26 protein-coding genes and 1 pseudogene are annotated in these 23,030 nt (G+C 63.4%); 7 read left to right on the top strand and 20 right to left on the bottom strand.

Features of this window, described 5'->3' with window-relative positions; genetic code table 11:
• Positions 1-86: 86 nt before the first annotated feature.
• Positions 87-479, bottom strand: coding sequence for a hypothetical protein (locus SO140_RS09455; protein ID WP_498542530.1), 393 nt, complete (start codon positions 477-479; stop codon positions 87-89).
• A gap of 789 nt (positions 480-1,268) precedes the next feature.
• On the bottom strand, positions 1,269-1,559 hold the full coding sequence (locus tag SO140_RS09460; RefSeq protein WP_498542531.1) for a helix-turn-helix domain-containing protein: 291 nt from the start codon (positions 1,557-1,559) through the stop codon (positions 1,269-1,271).
• Positions 1,560-1,644: 85 nt separating this feature from the next.
• On the opposite strand from SO140_RS09460, the pseudogene SO140_RS09465 reads away from it, so the two are divergent.
• Both SO140_RS09465 and SO140_RS09470 read left to right on the top strand, forming a co-directional pair.
• Positions 1,645-1,845, top strand: a pseudogene (locus tag SO140_RS09465) (helix-turn-helix domain-containing protein); the annotation flags it as partial.
• Between the two features lie 20 nt (positions 1,846-1,865).
• On the top strand, positions 1,866-2,999 hold the full coding sequence (locus tag SO140_RS09470) for a tyrosine-type recombinase/integrase (RefSeq protein WP_498542532.1): 1,134 nt from the start codon (positions 1,866-1,868) through the stop codon (positions 2,997-2,999).
• Positions 3,000-3,146: 147 nt separating this feature from the next.
• Here the strand turns inward: SO140_RS09470 and SO140_RS09475 are convergent, their stop codons facing one another.
• The 6 genes from SO140_RS09475 to SO140_RS09500 all read right to left on the bottom strand — a co-directional run bounded on the left by SO140_RS09475 (position 3,147) and on the right by SO140_RS09500 (position 7,684).
• A complete protein-coding gene (locus SO140_RS09475) occupies positions 3,147-3,719 on the bottom strand; it encodes a MerR family transcriptional regulator (protein WP_449380671.1) in 573 nt (190 codons plus the stop codon).
• Between the two features lie 24 nt (positions 3,720-3,743).
• Positions 3,744-4,085 carry an integration host factor subunit alpha gene (locus SO140_RS09480; protein ID WP_254095658.1) on the bottom strand — a complete coding sequence of 114 codons (342 nt, stop codon included), beginning with the start codon at positions 4,083-4,085 and terminating at the stop codon, positions 3,744-3,746.
• A gap of 136 nt (positions 4,086-4,221) precedes the next feature.
• Positions 4,222-5,199 carry a beta-ketoacyl-ACP synthase III gene (locus tag SO140_RS09485; protein ID WP_449380672.1) on the bottom strand — a complete coding sequence of 326 codons (978 nt, stop codon included), beginning with the start codon at positions 5,197-5,199 and terminating at the stop codon, positions 4,222-4,224.
• Entirely contained in the window at positions 5,196-6,257 is a 1,062-nt protein-coding gene (gene plsX, locus SO140_RS09490) for a phosphate acyltransferase PlsX (protein ID WP_449380673.1), read from the bottom strand. Before plsX ends, SO140_RS09485 begins: the two co-directional genes overlap by 4 nt.
• 309 nt (positions 6,258-6,566) lie before the next feature.
• Positions 6,567-7,136, bottom strand: coding sequence for a YceD family protein (locus SO140_RS09495; protein ID WP_449380674.1), 570 nt, complete (start codon positions 7,134-7,136; stop codon positions 6,567-6,569).
• Entirely contained in the window at positions 7,133-7,684 is a 552-nt protein-coding gene (locus SO140_RS09500) for a ubiquinol-cytochrome C chaperone family protein (RefSeq protein ID WP_449380675.1), read from the bottom strand. Before SO140_RS09500 ends, SO140_RS09495 begins: the two co-directional genes overlap by 4 nt.
• Positions 7,685-7,782: 98 nt before the next feature.
• Between SO140_RS09500 and SO140_RS09505 the strand changes: the two genes are divergently transcribed.
• On the top strand, positions 7,783-8,259 hold the full coding sequence (locus SO140_RS09505; protein ID WP_449380676.1) for an outer membrane protein assembly factor BamE: 477 nt from the start codon (positions 7,783-7,785) through the stop codon (positions 8,257-8,259).
• A 94-nt stretch (positions 8,260-8,353) separates the two neighbouring features.
• Entirely contained in the window at positions 8,354-9,355 is a 1,002-nt protein-coding gene (locus SO140_RS09510) for a Bug family tripartite tricarboxylate transporter substrate binding protein (RefSeq protein ID WP_498542533.1), read from the top strand.
• 155 nt (positions 9,356-9,510) lie between these two features.
• Here SO140_RS09510 and SO140_RS09515 read toward each other — a convergent pair whose 3' ends face one another.
• The 12 genes from SO140_RS09515 to SO140_RS09570 all read right to left on the bottom strand — a co-directional run bounded on the left by SO140_RS09515 (position 9,511) and on the right by SO140_RS09570 (position 20,109).
• Positions 9,511-11,631, bottom strand: a complete 2,121-nt coding sequence (locus tag SO140_RS09515; protein ID WP_449380678.1) for a sodium-translocating pyrophosphatase — start codon at positions 11,629-11,631, stop codon at positions 9,511-9,513.
• 216 nt (positions 11,632-11,847) lie between these two features.
• A complete protein-coding gene (thiL, locus tag SO140_RS09520; RefSeq protein ID WP_449380679.1) occupies positions 11,848-12,846 on the bottom strand; it encodes a thiamine-phosphate kinase in 999 nt (332 codons plus the stop codon).
• Between the two features lie 140 nt (positions 12,847-12,986).
• A complete protein-coding gene (gene nusB / locus SO140_RS09525) occupies positions 12,987-13,481 on the bottom strand; it encodes a transcription antitermination factor NusB (protein WP_284263106.1) in 495 nt (164 codons plus the stop codon).
• Between the two features lie 3 nt (positions 13,482-13,484).
• Positions 13,485-13,976, bottom strand: a complete 492-nt coding sequence (gene ribH / locus SO140_RS09530) for a 6,7-dimethyl-8-ribityllumazine synthase (protein WP_449380680.1) — start codon at positions 13,974-13,976, stop codon at positions 13,485-13,487.
• A gap of 99 nt (positions 13,977-14,075) precedes the next feature.
• Positions 14,076-14,684: a riboflavin synthase gene (locus tag SO140_RS09535; RefSeq protein WP_449380681.1), complete on the bottom strand. Its 609-nt coding sequence runs from the start codon at positions 14,682-14,684 to the stop codon at positions 14,076-14,078.
• On the bottom strand, positions 14,684-15,832 hold the full coding sequence (gene ribD / locus SO140_RS09540; protein ID WP_449380682.1) for a bifunctional diaminohydroxyphosphoribosylaminopyrimidine deaminase/5-amino-6-(5-phosphoribosylamino)uracil reductase RibD: 1,149 nt from the start codon (positions 15,830-15,832) through the stop codon (positions 14,684-14,686). Before ribD ends, SO140_RS09535 begins: the two co-directional genes overlap by 1 nt.
• Entirely contained in the window at positions 15,829-16,311 is a 483-nt protein-coding gene (gene nrdR / locus SO140_RS09545) for a transcriptional regulator NrdR (RefSeq protein ID WP_449380683.1), read from the bottom strand. Before nrdR ends, ribD begins: the two co-directional genes overlap by 4 nt.
• Before the next feature lie 17 nt (positions 16,312-16,328).
• Entirely contained in the window at positions 16,329-17,627 is a 1,299-nt protein-coding gene (glyA, locus tag SO140_RS09550; RefSeq protein WP_449380684.1) for a serine hydroxymethyltransferase, read from the bottom strand.
• A gap of 300 nt (positions 17,628-17,927) precedes the next feature.
• Positions 17,928-18,149, bottom strand: coding sequence for a hypothetical protein (locus SO140_RS09555; RefSeq protein ID WP_449380685.1), 222 nt, complete (start codon positions 18,147-18,149; stop codon positions 17,928-17,930).
• A 37-nt stretch (positions 18,150-18,186) separates the two neighbouring features.
• On the bottom strand, positions 18,187-18,423 hold the full coding sequence (locus tag SO140_RS09560; RefSeq protein WP_449380686.1) for a hypothetical protein: 237 nt from the start codon (positions 18,421-18,423) through the stop codon (positions 18,187-18,189).
• A gap of 201 nt (positions 18,424-18,624) precedes the next feature.
• Positions 18,625-19,143 (bottom strand): transcriptional regulator LdtR, encoded by a 519-nt coding sequence (gene ldtR / locus SO140_RS09565; protein WP_027522899.1) that lies wholly within the window; start codon positions 19,141-19,143, stop codon positions 18,625-18,627.
• 492 nt (positions 19,144-19,635) lie between these two features.
• Positions 19,636-20,109, bottom strand: a complete 474-nt coding sequence (locus SO140_RS09570; RefSeq protein WP_449380687.1) for a DUF6163 family protein — start codon at positions 20,107-20,109, stop codon at positions 19,636-19,638.
• A gap of 212 nt (positions 20,110-20,321) precedes the next feature.
• Here SO140_RS09570 and hemB point away from each other — a divergent pair, with 212 nt between their 5' ends.
• The 3 genes from hemB to SO140_RS09585 all read left to right on the top strand — a co-directional run bounded on the left by hemB (position 20,322) and on the right by SO140_RS09585 (position 22,994).
• Positions 20,322-21,392: a porphobilinogen synthase gene (hemB, locus tag SO140_RS09575; RefSeq protein WP_449380688.1), complete on the top strand. Its 1,071-nt coding sequence runs from the start codon at positions 20,322-20,324 to the stop codon at positions 21,390-21,392.
• Between the two features lie 175 nt (positions 21,393-21,567).
• A complete protein-coding gene (locus SO140_RS09580; RefSeq protein ID WP_449380689.1) occupies positions 21,568-22,125 on the top strand; it encodes an RDD family protein in 558 nt (185 codons plus the stop codon).
• A gap of 92 nt (positions 22,126-22,217) precedes the next feature.
• Complete coding sequence (locus tag SO140_RS09585; protein WP_449380690.1) at positions 22,218-22,994, top strand: arginyltransferase; 777 nt, start codon at positions 22,218-22,220, stop codon at positions 22,992-22,994.
• The last annotated feature ends 36 nt before the right edge of the window (positions 22,995-23,030 follow it).

The following is a 23,030-nucleotide window of genomic DNA, read 5'->3' on the forward strand; positions in this document are numbered from 1 at the left end:
CCGCGTTGCCGGCGCGGATTGGGTCTCCTTCGGAGTGAGTGGTGCTAGCTAAGCCGCGTTCGCTTGCGACAGGTTATCGTTGTCCGCTACGGCAATGATCTGAGAAGGCAAAATTCTTCTAAAAGAAATCCAGTGATCCTTATGCCGCTAAAATCGCCGAACTCGCCATCCGGGTTCGGCATGCCCCGCCGCCAATGCCTTTTTAACCACGGCCAATATCTAAAAAGCTTTCGATCGTGCGACGGAATGCGAACCGCAAGACGCACTGGATTATTTAGTTCAAGCCAATGCTCCATCCAAACACCGGAGCAGTTAAAGACCGCGACAGTTTCGGCCGGTGTCAGGTGCGTATTGGCTCGCTCCGTTAACCACACAACTTCGCTTCCACCTACAACGTCGTGACGATCGAATTGGGGCAGTAAGCCTTCGGTTAGAATCGATTCAAGGCGATCAGCGGGGGTGAAGTGATATAAGATCATTTCTCCTCTCCTTGTTTTGCGTCTCCGCTGTTGTAGGCTATCTCTTTGCTCATCGCTTCTACTTCAATCCCTTCATCTAGATTTGCACGCACGTCTCCCTTCGCCGCTTTGTAGAGCGTCGCTGGGTCGTTCTATGAGGGAGAGAATCCCCCATACTATGCAAACAATAACGCGCCCCCGCGCGCGCACGGCAGCTGACAGACCGCTGTTGTTGGTGATTTGCCGGCGCGCTTGAGCGGCACCGACATGAATAGCGTATAGCTGAAAACGGCTCAAAAATCGAGGTGTTTCCAGAAATTCTCTGTCGCGCGCCGCCATACCTGAAAGCGTTGTGGAATTTTCCAAAATTGTCCAAGTCGCGCGCCAGATACGCAACTTCGGATAGGGCGAACGCGCCCGGAATCGAAAGGGGCCGCCTCGCAGCGACCCCTTGCCGGTTGAAATGAGAGTCCGGAATCGAAATGCCAGCCCCGGCAAGACAAATCTTACTGTTTTCCACAGGGCGAATAATCCGTAGAAATACTGCCACGTAAAACTACTGGGTGGCATTCGGTGGGATAATCTGTGATTGTAAATCTTGGACTAGACGCCTCGAAGCCAGCCCCGGTGCGTCCGATATGGTCCTTGGTGAATGCAAACATCAACGCCCGCCTCCAAACATGTCGTATGGAGGCGGGCTTTGTTTTGCGCGCACTACACCGCTCACCGACTCTGTCGAGCGGTGTTGCGAATGCATGAGTGATGTAGTTCGCGCGTTGCCGACGCGAGGTCGCGCGGTGTGTTTAGAAATTATTTCTTCCGCGCTGCGCCGCTCTTCTTTTGCTTGACCCCAGCCGGCACGTACGGCTTCGGCGGCCAATTACGAAACTGCACTCCCTTATCGCTGAAATCGATTCCGGCGTTCTCTAGCTCGCTGAGCATCACAAATAAGGTGCCCTCGTGCGGCTCGCTCTTGCCCGCTTCGAAATCCGCGATCGTAGCTCGGCGCACGTTGATGCCTTCGGCCAAATAGTTTTGGCTCCAATTTAAAAGGGCGCGAGCGGCCCTGACCTGAGCGGCAAGAAGTTTGAAATCGCGCACTTCATGATCCTAGATCATTTCTGGAAACATCTTGACGACCGTACCGAATGTACGGTACACCGACAAGCATATTTTGGGGACATCTGTGACTGCAAATCAATTGCCGACGCCAGCCAACGACAACCAGCGCCTTTTCTCGATCGACGAAGCGGCAGGCAAGCTAGGCGTCTGCAAGCGGACAGTCGAACGACACATCTCGGCGGGCGACCTACCCTACATCGTCACAGGCGCCGGCCGGCAAAGGCTTCGTCGCAAGATTCATCCTGACGACCTGAACCGTTTCATTGAATCGCGTAGGAGGTTCGATTGTCCGTCTACAAGCCAAAGAAGAGCCCCTACTACGCCTATGACTTCTTCATCCGTGGCGTTCGGTTCACCGGTTCTACAGGCTGCACTGGCAAGCGAGAGGCTGAGGGCTTCGAGAAGCGCCGGAAGGACGAGGCACGCCTAGAAGTCAAAGCCCTCACGGCACAGGAAAACGCTCCACTCACCTTCGCGACCGCCGCCGCGCGCTATTATCTGCAAGTCGGACAGCACCTAAAGGGCGACGGACCTAAGAATTGTCAGTGGTCGATTAGCTGGCTCGAGCGCGAGATTGGAAGCAACGTCCGGCTATCTGCGATCGACGATGCGCTGGTTGCCCGCCTTGTTGGGATTAGACGCGGTGAAGGTGTTCAACCAGCCACCGTGAACCGCAGCGCTATTGAGCCGCTTCGGAAGATACTGAATCGCGCGCGCGACATATGGTCTCAGAAGGTCAATAAGATCGACTGGAAACGTCATTTGCTGCCTGAGCCGAAAGAGCGCGTGCGGGAAATGACCATGTCTGAGGAAACGGCTCTCTTCGCCCAATTGCGCGACGACTATCACCCGGTGGTGCGCTTCGCGATGTTGTCTGGCTGCAGGCTCTGCGAAATCGTACCGGGTAAAGAATTTCCGGGGCTCCTGTGGAAAGATGTGGATTGGGAGGGCCGAAAGATCACGGTCCTAGGGAAAGGACGCGTTATTGGGACAATCCCGATATCTCCGGGTATCCGCGAACTACTGTTTCCGCTTCGCGTCCATAATGGTGAGTACGTGTTCACGTACGTGGCACAACGGCGCGCCCCGAAGAGGATTCGCGGCCAGCGCTACCCCATGACGCGCGAGGGTCTTAAGACCGAATGGCGACGCGCCAAGCTTGACGCAAAGCTTCTAGACTACAGATTCCACGACAACCGCCACACGGCCGCTACAGGCATTCTGAGGGCCACCGGCAATCTCAAGGCCGTTCAGAAGCTGTTGCGGCATTCCGATATCGCTACGACGGCGAAGTACGCTCACGCGATGATTGATGATGTCCGGGACGCGATGGAAGCTGGCGAAAAGTCCCGGAATAATTCCCGGAATAGCGCGGAAGATGCGACTAACGCGCTCACAGATAAAACGAAAACCGGATAAGCGCCGACGTCTCCCAGACTAGTGCGCTAACCGGGCTGCGCCACGCTCCGAATGCCGTTCCCATAGCTAGGATCGCGGCTTTGCGCAAGGCGCCTGAACCGCCCGGAAAACCGGGAACATCCCCTTGAAGTCGCAGGATGCCCCTGCTCAGCCGACCTTGAGCGCCTCGTCGAGCAGTTCGCGGCAGGCGACGAGGTCCTGGAGCACCCGCTCCAGCCGCTCCCGGTCGGCCGGGCTCGGGCCAGCGCGTTCGCTTGCGCCCTTGCGGAAGGTGGTGAGGATTTCCTCGTCGTCGATCTCGGCGAAGCGGAAATCGATGCCTTCCTCCTCCTCGCCCTGGTAGTCGTCATCGTCGGTATCGGCGACGCCGCGGATCTCGGGCTCCTCCTCGGGCTCCATCAGGCTCTGGCCGATCGCGTCCTCGATCGCGCCGAACGAGACCGCGGCCGACGAATCGGCGAGCCCCTGGACCGACTTGATGCCGTGCTCCTTGAGGATCCGCTGCACGCCGCGGATGGTATAGCCCTCGCCATAGAGCAGCCGGCGGATGCCCTTGAGCAGGTCGACGTCGTCGGGGCGGTAGTAGCGGCGGCCGCCGCTGCGCTTCATCGGCTTGATCTGGGAGAAGCGGGTCTCCCAGAACCGCAGGACGTGCTGCGGGATGTCGAGGTCCTGCGCTACTTCGCTGATGGTGCGGAACGCATCCGGCGCCTTGTCCAAATGCGGCTCTCCTATGGGAGGCGATTATGCCTCGGCTTGAGTCTTGCTGCCGTCGCCATTGGCCTTGTGTTGCGAATTGATCCGCTGCTTCAGGATGGCGGACGGCTTGAACACCATCACCCGGCGCGGCGAAATCGGCACCTCGGTACCGGTCTTCGGATTGCGGCCGATACGCTGGCCCTTCTTACGCACCATGAAGGAACCGAACGAGGACAGCTTCACCGTCTCGCCCCGCTCGAGGCAATCGGTGATCTCCTTCAACACGAGTTCCACGAAGGCAGACGATTCCGTCCGCGACAGGCCGACCTTTTGGTAGACGGCCTCGCAGAGATCAACACGCGTTACGGTTTTACTAGTCTCGGTCATCGCCCTGCCCCACATCACGGCGAACAATTGTCGTCTAAAATTATGAGGTTACGAGACGACGGTCAACCCGCTCATCCCTGCTTTGAGTCGCCAAAGTGGCCCGCAATCTCGGCAAAATTTTATCGAACGCGCTCTACTACCAGCGGACGAGTGCGGAACCCCAGGTGAAACCGCCGCCCATGGCTTCGAACAGCAGCAGGTCGCCCTTCTTCACCCGACCGTCCTTCACTGCGACCGAGAGCGCCAGCGGAATGGAGGCCGCCGAGGTGTTGCCGTGCTTGTCGACGGTCAGCACCACCTTCTGCGGCGCAATATGCAGCTTGTGGGCGGACGCATCGATGATTCGCTTGTTGGCCTGGTGCGGGATGAACCAGTTGATGTCCTCGGCGGTCATGCCGGTGGCGTTGAAGGCATCGACGATCACGTCGGTGATCATGCCGACGGCGTGCTTGAACACCTCCTTGCCTTCCATGCGCAAATGGCCGACCGTCCTGGTCGAGCCGGGGCCCCCATCGACGAACAGCTTGGCCTTGTGGCGACCGTCCGAACGCAGATGCGTGGTCAGCACGCCGCTGTCGGAGGTCTTGCCGGCCTGCGTCTGCGCTTCCAGCACGATCGCGCCCGCGCCGTCGCCGAACAGCACGCAGGTGCCGCGGTCGTTCCAGTCGAGGATACGCGAGAAGGTTTCCGCGCCGATCACCAGCGCGCGCTTGTAGGCGCCCGTGCGCAGGAAGTTGTCGGCAGTGGCGAGCGCGAACACGAAGCCGGAGCAGACCGCCTGCAGGTCGAACGCCGCGCCATGGTTGATGCCGAGTCCGTGCTGAACGGCGACTGCGGTCGCCGGAAACGTGTTGTCGGGCGTCGAGGTCGCGAGCACGATCAGGTCGATCGCCTGCGGGTCGAGCCGGGCATGCGCGAGCGCGGCGCGCGCCGCCCTGATCGCAAGGTGCGAGGTAAACTCGTCGTCGGCCGCGATGTGACGCTCACGAATGCCCGTTCGTTGCACGATCCACTCGTCCGACGTGTCGATGCGGGCTGCCAACTCGGCATTGGTCACGACACGCTCCGGCAAATAGCTGCCGCAGCCGAGCACGACCGATCGAATTTGAGTCACGAAACAGCCTCCTGCGCGGTCGGCACGGAACTAAACGCGCCACCGTCGCGGTTGAGCATCTGATTGATCTTGGTCAGGAGATCGTAGTGGACCATCTCATAGCCAACATCGATCGCATAGGCAAAGCCTTCGGCGCTGATTCCGCCATGGCTCTTGACCACGAGTCCCCTCAATCCGAGGAACACACCGCCATTGGACTTGTTCGGGTCCATCTTGTCGCGCAGGGCCTGGAAAGCGCCGCGCGCGAAGAGGTAGCCGAGCTTGGACATCCAGCTCCGCTGCATCTCATTGCGGAGCAGTTCCGCCATCTGCCGCGCGGTTCCCTCGGCTGCCTTTAGCGCGATGTTACCGCTGAAGCCCTCGGTGACGATCACGTCGGCCAGCCCCTTGCCGATGCCGTCGCCCTCGACGAAGCCGAGATAGTCGAGCTCCGGCAGATTCATCGCGCGCAGTGTTTCGCCGGCCTCGCGGATCTCCTCGTGGCCCTTGATCTCCTCGGTTCCGATATTGAGCAGACCAACCGAGGGGCGCGGCTTGTCGAACAGCACGCTCGCCATCGCTGCGCCCATGACGGCCAGCGACACCAGGTGGTGCGCATCGCCGCCAATGGTGGCGCCGAGGTCGAGCACGACAGACTCGCCACGCTTGGTCGGCCACATCCCGGCGATGGCCGGGCGGTCGATGCCGGGCAGCGTGCGCAGGTGGAAGCGCGACATCGCCATCAGTGCACCGGTATTGCCGGCGGAGACCGCAACATCCGCCTCGCCTTTCTTGACCGCATCGATGGCGAGCCACATCGAGGAGGTCTTGCGGCCGCGCCGCAGCGCCTGGCTCGGCTTGTCCTCCATGCTGACGGCGACGTCGGTATGGATCACCTTCGCGGCGGCCTTCAGCGAGGCGTGCTTCTGGAGCTCCGGCTCGATCTTGGCGCGGTCGCCGACCAGCAGGAATTCGATATCCGAATGCCGGGCAAGCGAGATGGCCGCGCCGGGAATGACGACGGGCGCGCCGACATCGCCTCCCATGGCGTCAAGCGCGATTCGAACCTTGCTTGGCATGAACGTCCCGGAAACCTGATCTCGTGCGGTCTAAGAACTCGAGGGGCCGCGAAATGGGTTCGCCATCATCAACAGCGATCGGCCAGGCGCCACACCGCACCCGGACCGGGCCGCGACAATAGCGTTTTGTCACCCCGAAACAACCTCTTGCCCCCAGTCTTTTGGATTCCGGACGATCACGAATCGGGCCCATCCCGGCGAGAAAAACATCGTGAAATCAAACGGATGAAACAATCTTTGGACCTGACGAGGCAAACCATTCATGCACAACGCAAAGCAAGCCCGCCACAGACCCACTGGGATTTGCCCTCATTTGCGTTTGGGCTTGTCCTGAAGCGCCTTCAACACGGCAAAGGGGTGATCCCCGGGATCGGGCGCCGTCACCTGCGCCTCGAACACCACCCCCGGCTTGCGCGGATAGGGGTCGATGCCCAAAAACAGGGCGTCCGTCGCCAGCCACCCGAGGTCGATGACGCCGGCAATGATCGCCTCCGGCGGCTCGGGGACGGCCTCCGCGTCGTCGCTGTCCTGCCCCTCCTCGATGAGATCGGCCAGTCGCCGTGCCTCCGCCTCGGGGGCGAACACCAGGTCGATCTCCTCGTCGATCTCGCTCTCGATCGGGTCGAGAGTCACCACGCAGGTCTGGCCGATTCGCGCCCGAACCTTGCCGGTGACATGAACCCGCCCGCCGCTCTTCGGGGATACGTCGAAAGAGGCCTGGGCGGAGAGGATCTCTCGAACACCCGCGACCTCGGCCATGGCCTCGCGCTCGCGGCTCGATGCCTCGATGTCCCGATGCAGGCCGGTGTCCGGGATCTGCGCCACGATCACTGGCGCGCGCCACGGATCGGTCTCGGGTCCGGCGTTGGGTCTGGTCATGGCGCCACATGCTCCCCTGGTGGCGGTGGAAACGCAAATGAACCGCGCAGCAGCGCGCCCTGGTCGGCCCTGGCGAGATCGGCCTCGGTGGCCTTGGCATAGGCCGCAAGCCGCCGCGCCTGCGCGCTGTCCGTCCCATTCAAGATATTCTTGCAGAACGCCGACGCCAGCGCCTCGTCGCCCTCGTCCATGGCCTGGTCATAGGCCCGGGCCCGGCCATAAAAGGCCTCGCCAAAGGCCCGCATCCGCTTGGGGACGGTCTGATCCCCGACGCCCATCTCCCGCAGATTGTCGTCCATGTCCTCGCAGAAGCGGTCGAACAGCGCCTGCGAGAGCTCGGTGCCGTCGGAAGCCGCCCGCAGCCGGCGCAGCAGGAGCCACAAATGCAAGAGAAGCAGGTCGAATCGGCCGTTAACTGTGTCCGGGACGGCCAAGTCCCGGTAAAACATGGGTTCTCGTGCCTGCGTCACGATCATGCCATAGATGGCCTCAATGGTGCCGCGCGGGGCTAGCCGGGGTTTCCTGAAGTGTTTGAACGGCCAGAGCATTGTGGGTTCCGCATGCGTGTGCGCGCGGGTTGCGCTCGCCGCGTCTGCCCGGTACTTCAGCGCCTCGCGCGACGCAAGGGGACGGGATAGTTCCGAGAATGACCAATTCGAGCCAGACCAGCCACCGCAGCGCCAAGGTGCGCGGCCGTTACGCGCGCTGGCGCGCCGTCGCCGCCGCGGCGCTCGTCAGCGTGGCGCTTGCCGCCTGCACCGGCGAACAATTCCAGAAGGGTTACATCCTGCCGCCCGGTGCGCTCGAGCAGATTCCGCTCGGGGCGAGCCAGGACCAGGTGCTGATCGTGATGGGCACGCCCTCCACCGTCGCAACGCTCGACGGCGAGGTGTTCTATTACATCTCCCAGCGCTCCCAGCGTCCGGTCGCCTTCATGAACCAGAGTGTGGTCGACCAGCGCGTGATCGCGATCTACTTCGACAAGAATCGGCGCGTCCGCCGGCTCGCGAATTACGGCCTGCAGGACGGCAAGATCTTCGACTTCATCAGCCGCACCACGCCGACCTCGGGCCAGGAGCTCAGCTACCTCGCGCCGCTGTTCAAGCTGCTCAGCTTCAACTGAGGCCAGGCTGCGGCGTCGTGCCGCCCCGCGCTGCTTGCGGTTGCACGGCGCCTTCCCTACGCTCCCTGCAAAACAAGAGGCAGGGAGTGGATTCGTGACAAGGACATCGTTTTCCCGCCGGCGCGTGCTGACCGGCGCGGCAGCCCTGTCGACGGCGGCGATTCTGCCGCGCACGAGCCTGGCAGACTGGAAGCCCACCGAGAACATCCGCATCATCGTGCCGGCCGCCGCCGGCGGCTCGACCGACGTCATGGGACGACTGCTCGCGGCGCATCTGCAAACCGTCTGGGGCCAGTCGGCGGTCGTGGAGAACCGCTCAGGCGGCGGCGGCACCATCGGCACCGCGGAAGCCGCGCGCGCCAAAGCGGATGGCCACACCATCCTGATCGGCAACCCCGGCCCCAACGCGATCGCCTACAGCATCTTCAAGAACCTCAGCTACAAGGCGGAGCAGCTCCAGGCGGTCTCCAACATGATCAGGATCCCGAACATCGTCTCGGCGCATCCGAAGACAGGCATCAAGTCGATCGGAGAGCTGATCGCTTTCCTCAAGGCCAATCCGGACAAGTTCAGCTATGCCTCCTCCGGCGTCGGCCAGAGCCCTCACCTCACCGGCGCCTGGTTCCTCCAGCTCACCGGGCTGAAGATGACGCACATCCCGTTCCGCGGTGCCGGCCCCGCGCTCCAGGCGGCGCTTGCCGGCGACATCCAGGTCCTGTTCGACAACCTCTATCCGAGCCTGCCGCAGGTGCAGAACGGCACGCTGAACGGGCTCTGCGTCACCACGCCGGAGCGCAGCGAACTCGCACCCAACCTTCCGACCATGCGCGAGAGCGCGCCGGAGCTTGCCAATTTCGACGTGTCATCCTGGTTCGGCGTGTTCCTGCCAAAGAACGTGCCCGCCCCAGTGCTCGAGGCGCTGAATCTGCAGGTCAAGGCGATGCTCGCGCGCGAGGACATCAGGAAGAACATCGCCGCGATGGGCGCACGCGCCGACTACGGCACGCCGCAGCAGTTTTCCGACTTCGTCGACGCCGAGACGAAGAAGTTCGCGAGCATCATCCAGAAGGAAGGCCTTCAGATGGATGTGCAGTAGGTGGTGTCAGTCATTCCGGGGCGGTCCGCAGGACCGAACCCGGAATCTCGAGATTCCGGTTCGATGCTTCGCATCGCCCCGGAATGACAACGGGAAAAAAACAAAAACCCCGCGGCCTGCGCCGCGGGGGTTTTGTTTTGCGCTGTCCCTGCTGCTCAGTGCGCGAGGATCGCCAGCAACAGCAGCGCCACGATGTTGGTGATCTTGATCATCGGGTTCACCGCGGGGCCGGCCGTGTCCTTGTAGGGATCGCCGACGGTGTCGCCGGTCACGGCGGACTTGTGGGCATCGGAGCCCTTGCCGCCGAAATGACCGTCCTCGATGTACTTCTTGGCGTTGTCCCAGGCGCCACCGCCCGAGGTCATGGAGATCGCGACGAAGAGACCCGTGACGATCACGCCGAGCAGCATGGCGCCGACGGCCGAGAATGCCGCCGACTTGCCGGCCGCGCCGCCGCCCGCGATCGCGTAGATCACGAAGTAGACGACGATCGGCGAGAGCACCGGCAAGAGCGAGGGGATGATCATCTCCTTGATCGCCGCCTTCGTCAAAAGATCGACCGCCTTGCCGTAGTCGGGCTTGTCGGTGCCCTGCATGATTCCCGGCTTCTCGCGGAACTGACGTCGGACCTCCTCGACGATCGCGCCGGCCGCACGGCCGACCGCAGTCATACCCATCGCGCCGAACAGATACGGCAGCAGACCACCGAACAGTAGGCCCACCACGACGTAGGGGTTGTTGAGCGAGAAGTCCGGATTGACCCCTGCGAAGTAGGTATGCTTCGCGGAGTCCGCAACGAAGAACTTGAGGTCCTGGTTGTAGGCCGCGAACAGCACCAGCGCACCGAGACCGGCGGAGCCGATCGCGTAGCCCTTGGTCACTGCCTTGGTGGTGTTGCCGACCGCGTCGAGCGCGTCGGTCGACTTGCGTACTTCCTTGGGCAGGCCCGCCATCTCGGCGATGCCGCCGGCGTTGTCGGTCACCGGGCCGAAGGCGTCGAGCGCGACGACCATGCCGGCGAGCGCCAGCATGGTGGCGGTCGCGATCGCGATGCCGAACAGGCCGGCAAGGCTGTAGGTGACGAGGATGCCGGCGATGATGACGATCGCGGGCAGCGCTGTCGCCTCCATCGAAACCGCAAGGCCCTGGATGACGTTGGTGCCGTGGCCGGTCACCGAGGCCTGGGCGATCGACTTCACCGGACGATAGTCGGTGCCGGTGTAGTACTCGGTGATCCAGATGATCAGCGCGGTCACGACGAGGCCGACCACGCCGCACTCGAACAGCGCCGCACCGGTGTAGTCGACACCCTCGAGCTTGCCGAAGCCGATCAGGTAGTAGATCACGCCGGCGATGCCGATCAGCGACAGGACGCCGGTTGCGATCAGGCCCTTGTAGAGCGCGCCCATGATCGACTGGCTCGGCCCGAGCTTCACGAAGAATGTGCCGATGATCGAGGTGATGATGCAGATGCCGCCGATCGCGAGCGGCAGCGTCATCATGCTGGCGAGGATCGGCGTCTTGGCGAAGAAGATCGCTGCCAGAACCATGGTGGCGACCGCGGTCACCGCGTAGGTCTCAAACAGGTCGGCGGCCATGCCGGCGCAGTCGCCGACGTTGTCACCGACGTTGTCGGCGATCGTCGCCGGATTGCGCGGATCGTCCTCGGGGATGCCGGCCTCGACCTTGCCGACGAGGTCGCCGCCGACGTCCGCACCCTTGGTGAAGATGCCGCCGCCGAGACGGGCGAAGATCGAGATCAGCGAGGCGCCGAAGCCGAGCGCCACCATGGCGTCGACGACGGTGCGGCTGTCAGGTGCAAGCTTCAGCGAATAGGTCAGGAAGCCGAAATAGAGGGTCACGCCGAGGAGCGCGAGGCCCGCGACCAGAAGGCCGGTAATGGCGCCAGCCTTGAAGGCGAGTTCGAGACCGCCGGCGAGCGACGTCGTCGCAGCCTGCGCGGTGCGCACGTTGGCGCGAACCGAGACGTTCATGCCGATGAAGCCAGCGGCTCCCGACAGGATGGCGCCGATGGCAAAGCCGACGGCGACGTAGATACCCAGGAAATAGGCGAGCAGCACGAAGATGACAATGCCGACGATGCCGATCGTCGTGTACTGGCGTCGCAGGTAGGCCTGAGCGCCCTCGCGGACCGCTGCGGCGATTTCCTGCATGCGCGGCGACCCCGCATCCGCGCCCAACACCGAAGACGTAGCCCAGATCGCGTAGACGACAGAGAGCACTCCGCAGAGCACTATCAACCATAATGCTGTCATGTGAATTTTGCCTCAGATCCTTGATGTACCCCCAGCGCCGATTCTTTCCCGTTGTGACGGAGTGGCGCCTTAACGCGGGACCGCTCCTCCCCAAAAGGAGCAGCCCCGATGGGCGGGGACCTTGCCAAATCCGCCATGCCCGTGCAACGCCGCAGGCGCGAAAATCGTCGATCTCGACAGGTCCTTAGGTCGTAGGCGTCCGTTTCGCGGAAATTGCTAGAAGTGGCTGTAGGACAGCCGCTTGAGGACCAGTTCCCGGCCCGCGCCATCCAGGAAGCGCGGGGCCTCATTTCCCGGCACTATCGTTCCGATGGCGGTCACGGCCACGCCCAGCGCCCGCCCGGCCACAATCAGGTCGGCGCAGCGCGACTCAGGAACAGTGCACAGAAGCTCATAGTCATCGCCACCGGACAGCAGCGCCTCGATCCCGACGGCGGTGCGCGCAACGAGGCCGGCGGCCGGCGCCGACAGGGGCACGCTGGCCGTATCGATCGTGGCTGATACGCCTGAGGCTGCGCAGAGCTTGGCGAGATCGCCGGCAAGCCCGTCAGAGACATCCATCGCAGCGCTCGCACAGTCGCGCACGGCCTGCGCCAGCGCGTTGCGCGGTTGCGGGATTCGGTAGCGCGCGACCACGACGTCCCGTGCGGCCGGATCGGATGCCAGCGCCTTCGCGGCAGCATCGCCCTTGAGCACCGCGAGACCGAGTGCGGCATCGCCGATCGTGCCGGTCACCATGATGCGGTCACCGGCTTTGGCCCCGGTGCGGCCGACCATCCGCCCCAGGGGCACGCGGCCGAAGGCCGTGATCGAGATCATCTGCGGTCCGGGCGTGGAGACCGTGTCGCCGCCAAGCAGCGGGCACGTGAAGTTCTTGGCATCCTCGCCGAGCGCATCGGCAAACGGCTTCAGCCAGGCATCGTCCTTGCTGCGGAGCGCCAGCGTCAGCACGAAGCCTGCCGGCGTGGCGCCCTTCGCCGCAAGATCGGACAGGTTCACCCGCAACGCCTTGCGGGCGATGGTATCGGGCGGGTCGCTAGCGAGATAATGCACGCCTTCGACCACGGCGTCCGTGGTGACGACGATGTCCTCGCCGGAGGATTTCAGGATGGCGGCATCATCGACCAGCCCGAATGCGCCGGGGTCAGTCGCCAGCGGCTTGAAATAGCGCGCGATAAGCGAGTCTTCGCCGGAGATATTTGTAGCGTTTGCCATCGGCCTATCCACACGCACCACTGTCATCGCCCGGCTTGACCGGGCGATCCAGTAGGCCGAGACGCCCGAGATCAATTACCGCTGCCGCGGCGTACTGGATCACCCGCTTTCGCGGGTGATGACAGCGGAATGTGTAACGACTACCGCCCGAACTCGTCGCCGCGGAAGTGGCGGCCAATCTGGTCGAGCACCGCGTTGACCATGCCGGTCTCCTCGCGATCGACGAAAGCATTGGCGACGTCGACATATTCGGAGACCACGACGCGGCCCGGCACGTCCTTGCGATGCTCCAACTCGTAGGCCCCTGCCCGCAGCACTGCGCGCAGGATCGCCTCGATACGCTTCAGGGGCCAGCCCTTCGACAGCGCCTCGTCGATCAGGGGATCGAGCTTCTTCTGGTCGCGCACGACGCCCGAGACGACGTCACGAAAGAAGGCAGCTTCCGCCGGCAGATACTTATCGCCTTCGACCTCGTTGCCGAGCCAATGGCTCTCGAACTCGGCAAAGATGTCATTGATGCCGGCGCCCGCAATGTCCATCTGGTAGAGCGCCTGCACGGCGGCGAGCCGAGCGGCGCCGCGTCGGTTCGCCTTTTTCTCCACCCCGCCGGGCTGTTTCTTGCTGGTGTCCGCCATGGCTCAGGCCCGCGCCAGGCGGCGCTTGATGCGCAGCATGGCAAGCGCCGCGCGCGCGGCATCGCCACCCTTGTTGAGCTCGCTGGCGCGAGCCCGGGCCCAGGCCTGCTCCTCGGTGTTGACGGTGAGGATGCCATTGCCGAGCGGCAGCTTGCGCGCCACGGCAAGATCCATCAGCGCGCGCGAGGATTCCTGCGAGACGATCTCGAAATGGATGGTGTCGCCGCGGATCACGCAACCGAGCGCGATCACGGCGTCATAGGGTTTCCCGTTGCTCGCAGCAGCGTCGACCGCGATGGCCACGGCCGCGGGGATTTCCAGCGCGCCGGGAACCGTGATCACGTCATGGGTGAGACCGGCCGCCATCAGCTCGGCGACCACGCCTTCCAGAAGCGCATCCTGGAGGTCGTCATAGAAGCGCGCTTCGACAATCAGCGCACGCGCGCCGGAAATGTCGGTCTGGTCCTTCAGGGGTGCGCGCCGCGCGTCTGCCATCGTTCAATCCGTTCTACTGAGGTCGGCGCGTTATGTAGTCGCCGCAAGCGGTTAAGCCAAGTTCAAAAGACGCTATCGCCGCGAATGGCGGCGGCGCCGTCACTTCATTTCGGTCAGCCGCGCCGCATAGCGGGCCATCAGATCGACCTCGATATTGACCTCGTCCCCGGTGCGCCATGCACCAATGGTTGTGATGCTGAGGGTGTGCGGGATGATCAGGACCGAAAAGGTCACGTCCTTGACCGTATTGATGGTCAAGGACACGCCGTCCAGCGTGATCGAGCCCTTGGTCGCGATGAAACGCGCGAGCTCCCGCGTGGTCTTGAGCTCGAACCGCGCCATATCGGGCAAATCCTCGCGACTGACGAGGGTCGCGATCCCGTCGGCGTGGCCTGCGACGATGTGACCGCCGAGTTCGTCGCCGATCTTGAGCGCGCGCTCGAGATTGAGCTTCGTACCCGTCTTCCAGTGCTTTGCCGTCGTCAGCGCCAGCGTCTCGGCAGCCGCGTCAACGTCAAACCAGGTTTTGCCACCTTCGACGCCGGAAGCCACCACCGTCAAGCAGACGCCGTTGCAGGCGATCGAGGCGCCATCGGCGATGGTCGCACGATCGTAGCGGCAGGCGATGCGCAAGCGATGCAACTGGCCCTGCGCCGTCGGCGTCAGGCTGACGATCTCGCCGATATCAGTGACAATGCCGGTGAACATTAAGCGCGCTCGTAGATGGTGAGAGTATCCCTGTCGAATGTTTCGCTAGCATGAACCCTGAAGGCGGGCGACTGCGTGATTTTCGACAGGGGCAATGCATCGAGCGCATCGACGCCATGGGCGCCGATCGCTTCCGTCCCACGGAACAGCCAGATTTCATCCACCAGATCGGCCGCGACGAAGGACGAGGCCACGTGGCTGCCGCCCTCGACCATCAGCCGTGTGATGCCTTTCTCGGCCAGTGCCTGCAGTATCGCAGGAAGATCGAGCCCCGGCGTGCTGCCGGGCGGCATGCGCATGACCTGGGCGCCGGCCGCGCCGAGCCGCGTGGCTGAGGCAGCTTCCGCCAGCTCCGAGCCGATCACCCACAGCGGCGCCTCGCGTGCGGAATGGACGAGTTGGCTCGACGCCGGAATGCGAAAATTCCGGTCGAGCACGATGCGCACCGGAGAACGTGCTTCCATGCCCGGCAGGCGGCACGTCAGGAGTGGATCGTCCGCAAGCACCGTGCCGATGCCAACCAGGATGGCATCACTCTGCGCACGCAGGAGGTGCACGCGGTTGCGCGCAGCCTCCCCCGTGATCGCGACCGGCTTGCCGCCGGCGGCCCCGATCTTGTCGTCGGGCGAGACCGCAAGCTTCAGGATTACATGCGGGCGCTTGTCGCGGATGCGGCGGAAATGGCCGGCATGGTCGTAGGCCGCTTCCACAGCACAGAGCCCGACATCGACGGCTATGCCAGCGGCGCGCAAGCGCGCGTGGCCTTGTCCTGCGACCTCCGGATTGGGATCCTCGATCGCCGCCACCACGCGCTTGACGCCAGCCGCAATCACGGCGTCCGCGCAAGGCGGCGACTTGCCGAAATGCGAACAGGGTTCGAGCGTGACGTAGAGTGTGGCGCCGCGGGCCGCCTCGCCCGTGCGCCGCAGCGCCTCGCGCTCGGCATGCGGACGGCCGCCCGGTTGCGTCCAGCCGCGACCGACGATCACGCCGTCCTTGACGATGACGGCGCCGACGGCAGGGTTCGGCGAGGTGCGCCCCTGCCCGCGCCGGCCGAGCGCCAGCGCAAGCTGCATGAAGCGACGATCGGCGTCTTTGGACTCACGGGCCTTCTGCGCGAGCTGATCCTCCAGGATGCGGAAGATCATTTGCGTATCGCGGCGAGCCGCGCTTCCTCCTCACCGGAAAGCTCGCCGAGCACGTCGGCAAAATCCTTGGCCTCGCGGAAATTGCGGTAGACGGAGGCGAAGCGCACATAGGCGACGTCGTCGAGCGTGCGCAGATGCTCCATCACCGTCTCGCCGATCACCTCCGAGGAGATCTCGGCTTCGCCGGCAGTCTCGAGCTCGCGCACGATGGCAGAAACCATCTTCTCCACCCGCTCGGGCTCGACCGGCCGCTTGCGCAAGGAGATCTGCACCGAGCGCATCAGCTTGTCGCGATCGAACGGCACGCGGCGGCTGTTGCGCTTGATCACGGTGAGCTCGCGAAGTTGCACGCGCTCAAAGGTGGTGAAGCGGAAATTGCAGGCGACGCAGATGCGGCGCCTGCGGATCACGGACGAATCCTCGGTCGGACGCGAGTCCTTCACCTGCGTATCGAGACTGTTGCAGTTGGGACAGCGCATCCGCTTGTTATCCGGCTTTACTGGTAGATCGGGAAACGATCGGTGAGCGCCTTGACCCGTTCCTTGATCGCGGCTTCCACCAGCGGCGCCTTGCCGTCGGACGACTGCGCGATGGCGTTCAGAACTTCAGCGATCAAGCCACCGACCTGCTTGAACTCGGCAACGCCGAAGCCGCGGGTGGTCGCCGCCGGCGTGCCGAGACGCAGGCCCGAGGTGACGAACGGCGTCTCGGGATCGAAGGGGATGCCGTTCTTGTTGCAGGTGATGGCCGCGCGGACCAGCGCCTTCTCCGAGACGTTGCCCTTCAGGCCTTTCGGCCTGAGGTCAACCAGCATCAGATGGTTGTCGGTACCGCCGGACACGATATCGAGCCCGTGGCCGCGCAGCGTTTCCGCGAGAGCCTTGGCGTTCTCGACGATGTTTTTGGCGTAGACCTTGAAGTCCGGCCGCAGCGCCTCGCCGAATGCGACCGCCTTCGCTGCGATCACATGCATCAGCGGCCCACCCTGGAGGCCCGGGAAGATCGCCGAGTTGAGCTTCTTGGTCAGCGTCTCGTCATTCCACAGGATCAGGCCGCCGCGCGGACCGCGCAGCGACTTGTGGGTCGTGGTGGTGGTGACGTGGGCATGAGGCACTGGCGAAGCATGCACGCCACCGGCCACGAGGCCCGCGAAATGCGCCATGTCGACCAGGAGGTACGCGCCGACGCTGTCGGCGATCTCACGAAAACGCTTGAAGTCCCAGGCGCGCGAATAGGCCGAGCCGCCGGCGATGATCAGCTTCGGCTTGACCGTTTCGGCCTGCTTGGCGACCGCATCCATATCGATGATCTGGTCCTCGCGCCGCACCGTGTAGTGCGAGGCCTTGAACCACTTGCCGCTCATGTTGACGGGCGAACCGTGAGTGAGATGGCCGCCGGCGGCCAGATCAAGGCCCATGAAGGTGTCGCCAGGCTGCATCAGCGCCAGGAACACGGCCTGATTCATCTGGCTGCCCGAGTTCGGCTGCACGTTGGCAAAGTTGGCGCCGAACAGCCGCTTGGCGCGATCGATCGCAAGATTCTCGGCAACGTCGACCCATTCACAACCGCCGTAGTATCGCGCGCCGGGGTAACCTTCCGCATATTTGTTGGTCATCACCGAACCCTGCGCTTCCAGCACGGCCCGGCTGACGATGTTCTCGGAGGCGATCAGCTCGACCTCGTGGCGCTGACGGCCCAGCTCGCCCTTGATGGCGGCGGCGATTTCCGGGTCGGCCTGCTCAACGGAGGCCGTGAAAAACGAATCGGGCGCGGAGGCGGTTTTTGCGGAAGTCATCGGCGAATATCTCCAACGCCGCAGCCTTTTTGGCGGGCTACGGTCGGTCTTGTGTGGCGGTTGGAAGCACGCGCGATCTACCACATCGGCTCGCCCCGGCCAAGCTTTTGCGGGTCGGGGACGACAATTATGCCAGATATGGTGGGGATCGGGGGATCTGGAGGCCCGAAAGACGAATTCGCCTGCGCTGGGATGCTGGCCAATCGTTAACGGCCGGCCGCTGTCACGCCCGCCGACCGGCGCCCAGACGGCGCCGGCAACCGCTTCCTCCGGCTTTGAGATGGACTTGGCCGCCTCTCCTCACAAACCGGTATAACCAGCCTTCACCGGGTCGATGCTGCCGTCGAGCTCACGAAGATAGGTCAGACCGCAGACCGTCAACCGATGCGTGTCCTTCTCGCCCGCCTCAACCAGCGTATTGAGGTAGTTCGTCACCTTGGCCCTCGCCTCCTCACTCGCCGCAGCGGTGCGGTTGGCCAAGAGGTCATAGGTCTTCATGATGCGGTCGATGGCGGCTTCCATGGCATCCTCTGCTTGGTCCGAATTTTGGGGAACGCTGTCAGGCAAACGCGCCAGCCTCGAAGGCAGCTTCGAATTTGGCGATCGCCTTGTTGGCGAGCCTGATCTTGTTGAATTCGCCGTGCTGGAACAGTTGCACGATGATCTTCAACAGCCGCTCATCGGTGACGAGCGTATCGGGGAGTGCACCGGCTCTGCGCAGATAATTCGCGGCGATGGCATAAGCCTCGCTCACGATCTCCACGTTCATCGTCTGTAGTCCGCGCTCGACCAGCATCGCACGCCTCCGATCCGGAGGGGATAAGCCGCGAGCTGACGGCTGGTTCCGCAAACGAGTTACTTTTTTCGCAGGTGCAAAAACACAAAACGCGCCGGTCCGGGCAAAGCCGGGCCGGCGCGATTGGGGAAGTTCAGGCACGTTCGGAAAGGCACGCCGGTCTTGTTTGGGGCCGGCTTAGCCTTGATCCTTCCGAAAAAATCAGAGCCGATATAGGATCTGGTCGGTCCAGAACCGCTCGAGGCGATGCAGCGACTTGTTCAGCGTGGAGAACTCCTCGCCCGAGATGCCGCCGACCTGCTCCACCGTCTTGACGTGCTTCTGGTAGAGAGCGTCGACGATGCGGCGAACTTCCTGGCCCTGCGGGGTCAGACGGATGCGCACCGAGCGGCGATCAACGCGCGAGCGCTGATGATCGAGGAAGCCGAGTTCGACGAGCTTCTTCAGATTGTAGGAGACGTTGGAGCCGAGATAGTAGCCGCGCGTACGCAGCTCGCCTGCGGTCAGCTCCTTGTCGCCGATGTTGTAGAGCAAGAGCGCCTGCACCGAGTTGATGTCGGCGCGGCCGCGACGATCGAATTCATCCTTGATGACGTCGAGCAAGCGGCGATGCAGCCGCTCCACCAGAGTCAAAGCTTCCAGATAGAGCGACTGCACCGAGCCCTGCTGGCCGGCGACGCGCTCTGCGGTATCTGCCGCAGTTGCGACGGCTTTCATCATGACACTTCCCCTGTTGTCGTTTTTGTCGACACTTATTCGACGAAACTTTTGTCTCGCCTGATAGCTGCAACTTAAGGGGAGGCGTTTGAAGATCAGCTTAAATAAGAGAATAAAGAGATCATGAATTTAAGACAGTGAATCGCGGATTAAGCCTGTGCAACAAGGACTTTTCGCAACCCTCTGTTGACGGTGGCAAGGTCCTGTTCACCCTCCGTCCGCACCACTTGTCGCATTCCAGAACAGCCCTGCCCTGTTTCGAAACGGGCGCGTAAGAGCTGTGGCGGATCACGCGGGATCTTCGAAAACTTGCCTCAAATTCGAGGCAACGATCGATCAACCAAGAGCAATATTCTCGTGCGCCGGACAAGCGCAGCGAAGCGGAGCGCAGAGCCGGGACCGAGATGCCGCGTAGCAGATCGTGGGCCGCCGGCTCAGCAGCGCATCACTGCATGCTGCGCTGCGTCCGGGGTACGAGGGCTTGTGTATCGACGTCTATGGCGGGCGCTCGCGCGCGGCCATCCAGGCGAGCGCGAGATAAGCGGCGAGCATGAAGGCTTCGACCGCGACCACAATGAGACTGCCGCCATAGATGCCGGGGAACATCAATTCGATCACCGCCATCGACACCACAGTCGTGAGCCACACGACAGCGCCCCAGGGCGTGGCGAGCCACAGGCCGACGGCAGCGACGAGCTCGATCACGGCGAAGTAGACGGTCGCGGCTTGCCAGGCCATCGACTGGTTCTCGAACGCATCGTCCTCACCGCCAACGAAGCCAGTCACCTGCGCCCAGTGATAGAGACCCTTCAGGATCGAGAGCAGCGCCATCACGCGCAGGAACAGCACGAGCCGCCGCGTCCAGACGTTCTCGTCGGACTCTGGCCGCTCGGACGACAGCGCAGCTACCGACATTGCGCCGTCTCTTGCGCTGTCGCGGGCGGCATCGCGGGTTGAGATCTCGGACATGGCTCCCCTTCTGGCCGCTTCGCCCGGCAAAATCAATCGGTCTGCTACCGGGTTGCGGAAGGTCAAGCCGCGGTGACGGGAACCATGCGAGCTGGTATAAGAATAATTCTAGTTCGGCATGATCCGGAAAAGTGTGCAGCGGTTTTCCGAAAAGACCATGCCCAAACAACAACTAAGCGCGATGATAAATCATCGCGCTGGAGAGACCTACGATGGCGATCAAGTACGGACGTCCGATCGAATTACGCGAGGTGGCGCGCGGAAGCGCGGCGGCCGCCTCTGCCAAAGATCTAGGCCTGGATCTGATCGTCCGCCCGCGCCGCAACCGCAAGGCAGAATGGGCGCGGCGCCTGGTGCGCGAGAACGTGCTGACCACCGACGATCTGATCTGGCCGCTGTTCCTGATCGATGGCAGCAACAAGCGCGAGGCAGTCAACTCGATGCCGGGCGTCGAGCGGCTCAGCGTCGACCAGGCGGTGCGTGAGGCCGAGCGCGCGATGAAGCTGACGATCCCCTGCCTCGCGCTGTTTCCCTACACGGAAGCCTCGCTGCGCGACGAGCACGGATCGGAAGCTACCAATCCGGACAACCTCGTCTGCCAGGCCGTGCGCGCGATCAAGAAGGAATTCCCTGACATCGGCATCCTCTGCGACGTCGCGCTCGATCCCTTCACCAGCCATGGCCATGACGGCCTGATCGCCGACGGCCGGATCCTGAACGACGAAACGGTGGCCGTGCTCGTGCATCAGGCGCTGGTGCAGGCGGAGGCTGGCTGCGATATCATCGCTCCGTCAGACATGATGGATGGTCGCGTCGGCGCGATCCGCGAGGAGCTCGACCGTGCCGGCCTGCTCGACGTGCAGATCATGGCCTATGCGGCGAAATACGCCTCCGCCTTCTACGGCCCGTTCCGCGACGCCATCGGCTCGGCCAAGACGCTTGTAGGCGACAAGCGCACCTATCAGATGGACAGCGCCAACACCGATGAAGCACTGCGCGAGGTCGAGCTCGACATCGCCGAAGGCGCCGACATGGTGATGGTGAAGCCTGGCATGCCCTATCTCGACGTCGTGCGGCGGGTGAAGGACACTTTTGCAATGCCGACCTTCGCCTACCAGGTCTCCGGCGAATACGCGATGATCGCGGCAGCCGCCGGCAACGGCTGGCTCGACGGCGAGCGCGCGATGATGGAGAGCCTCCTCGCCTTCAAGCGTGCCGGCGCCGACGGCGTGCTGACGTATTTCGCGCCGAAGGCGGCGGAGAAGATCAGAGCGCAGAGTTAATACAACTCCCGTCATTCTGGGGCGGTCCCGCAGGACCGAACCCGGAATGACAGTGCCCACGTTCACCGCCCCCGAATCGCCGGAATATTTCCGCTTGTTGGTCACCGCGGCCTTGGCAGGGGGATGGCCTGATCCCATGTGCTGCCACGGGTGTTTCCGATCGGAAGGACGGATTATGTCGTATTCGGACGCGGGCAATTCGGGCCCCAACTCGAGTCCCTGGCGCAATGGTGGCGGGGTTCCGCCGCATGCCTACGATCCCTACCTCCAGCCGGAGCTGTTCCGCGGCGTGTCGACCCGACGGGTCTTCGCATTCCTGATCGACCTCATCGTGATTTCGGTCCCGGTCATCCTTGGCTATGTCTTCATCGCCGTGTTCGGCGTGGTCACGCTCGGCCTCGGCTGGGCGCTGTTCTGGCTCGCCTGGCCGGCCTCGGTGATCTGGGCCGTGGTTTATTACGGCGCCTGCATCGGCGGTCCGCATTCCGCTACGGTCGGCATGCGGGTGATGGACCTGGAGTTGCGCACCTGGTACGGCGCGCCCGGCTATTTCGTACTCGGCGCCATGCACGCGGTGCTGTTCTGGGTGTCGATCTCGTTCCTGACGCCGCTCGTGGTCCTGGTCGGCCTGTTCAACGGCCGCCGGCGCTTGTTGCACGACATCGTGCTGGGAACTGTCGTCATCAATAACTCCGTCCGCTCGCCCGTTCCGCAGACCGCCAGAACCTACTAGAGCGCCTCTTAAACCACCTTGTAAGCTGACCGATTGACCATGGGCCTCCGTAGCGCGATGCTGATACCCGTTTCGGAGGCCCACGACGTCCCTTGACCCAGCACTCGCGCGACACCCCCCAATTCTACCTTACGGCGCCATCGCCCTGCCCGTATCTGCCGGGCCGGCATGAGCGCAAGGTGTTTACGCACCTCGTTGGGGACCGCGCCGGCGACCTCAACGACCTCCTGACCCACGGCGGCTTCCGCCGCAGCCAGTCGATCGCCTACAGGCCCGCTTGCGACCAATGCCGGGCCTGCGTCTCGGTCCGGGTGGTCGCCAACGAGTTCCGCCCGTCCCGCAACTTCCGCAAGGTGATGGCGCGCAACGCCGACGTCATCGGCGAGCAGCGCAGCGCGGTCCCGACCTCGGAGCAGTATTCGGTGTTCCGCGCCTATCTCGACTCCCGCCACCGCCATGGCGGGATGGCCGACATGACCGTGCTCGACTACGCCATGATGGTCGAGGACAGCCATGTCGAGACCCGCATCATCGAGTACCGCAAGCGCGACCCCGACAGCGGCATCACCGGCCGCGGCGAGGAGCTGCTCGCGGTGGCGCTGACCGACGTGCTCAGCGACGGGCTGTCGATGGTCTATTCCTTCTTCGAGCCGAGCCAGGTCAGCCGCTCGCTCGGCACCTTCATGATCCTCGACCACATCGCCCGCGCGCGGCGCCAGGGCCTGCCCTATGTCTATCTCGGCTACTGGATCGAGGGCTCGAAGAAGATGGACTACAAGGCGCGCTTCCTGCCGCAGCAGCGCCTCGCACCCTCCGGATGGCTGCGCATCGACGCACAAGGCGACACGGCGTCAGAGCCGCAGGATTAAGCGCGTGTTCGCGCGTCGCGCCGGGGTGCAGCGCCG

The sequence above is a fragment of the Bradyrhizobium sp. UFLA05-108 genome (assembly GCF_059803455.1).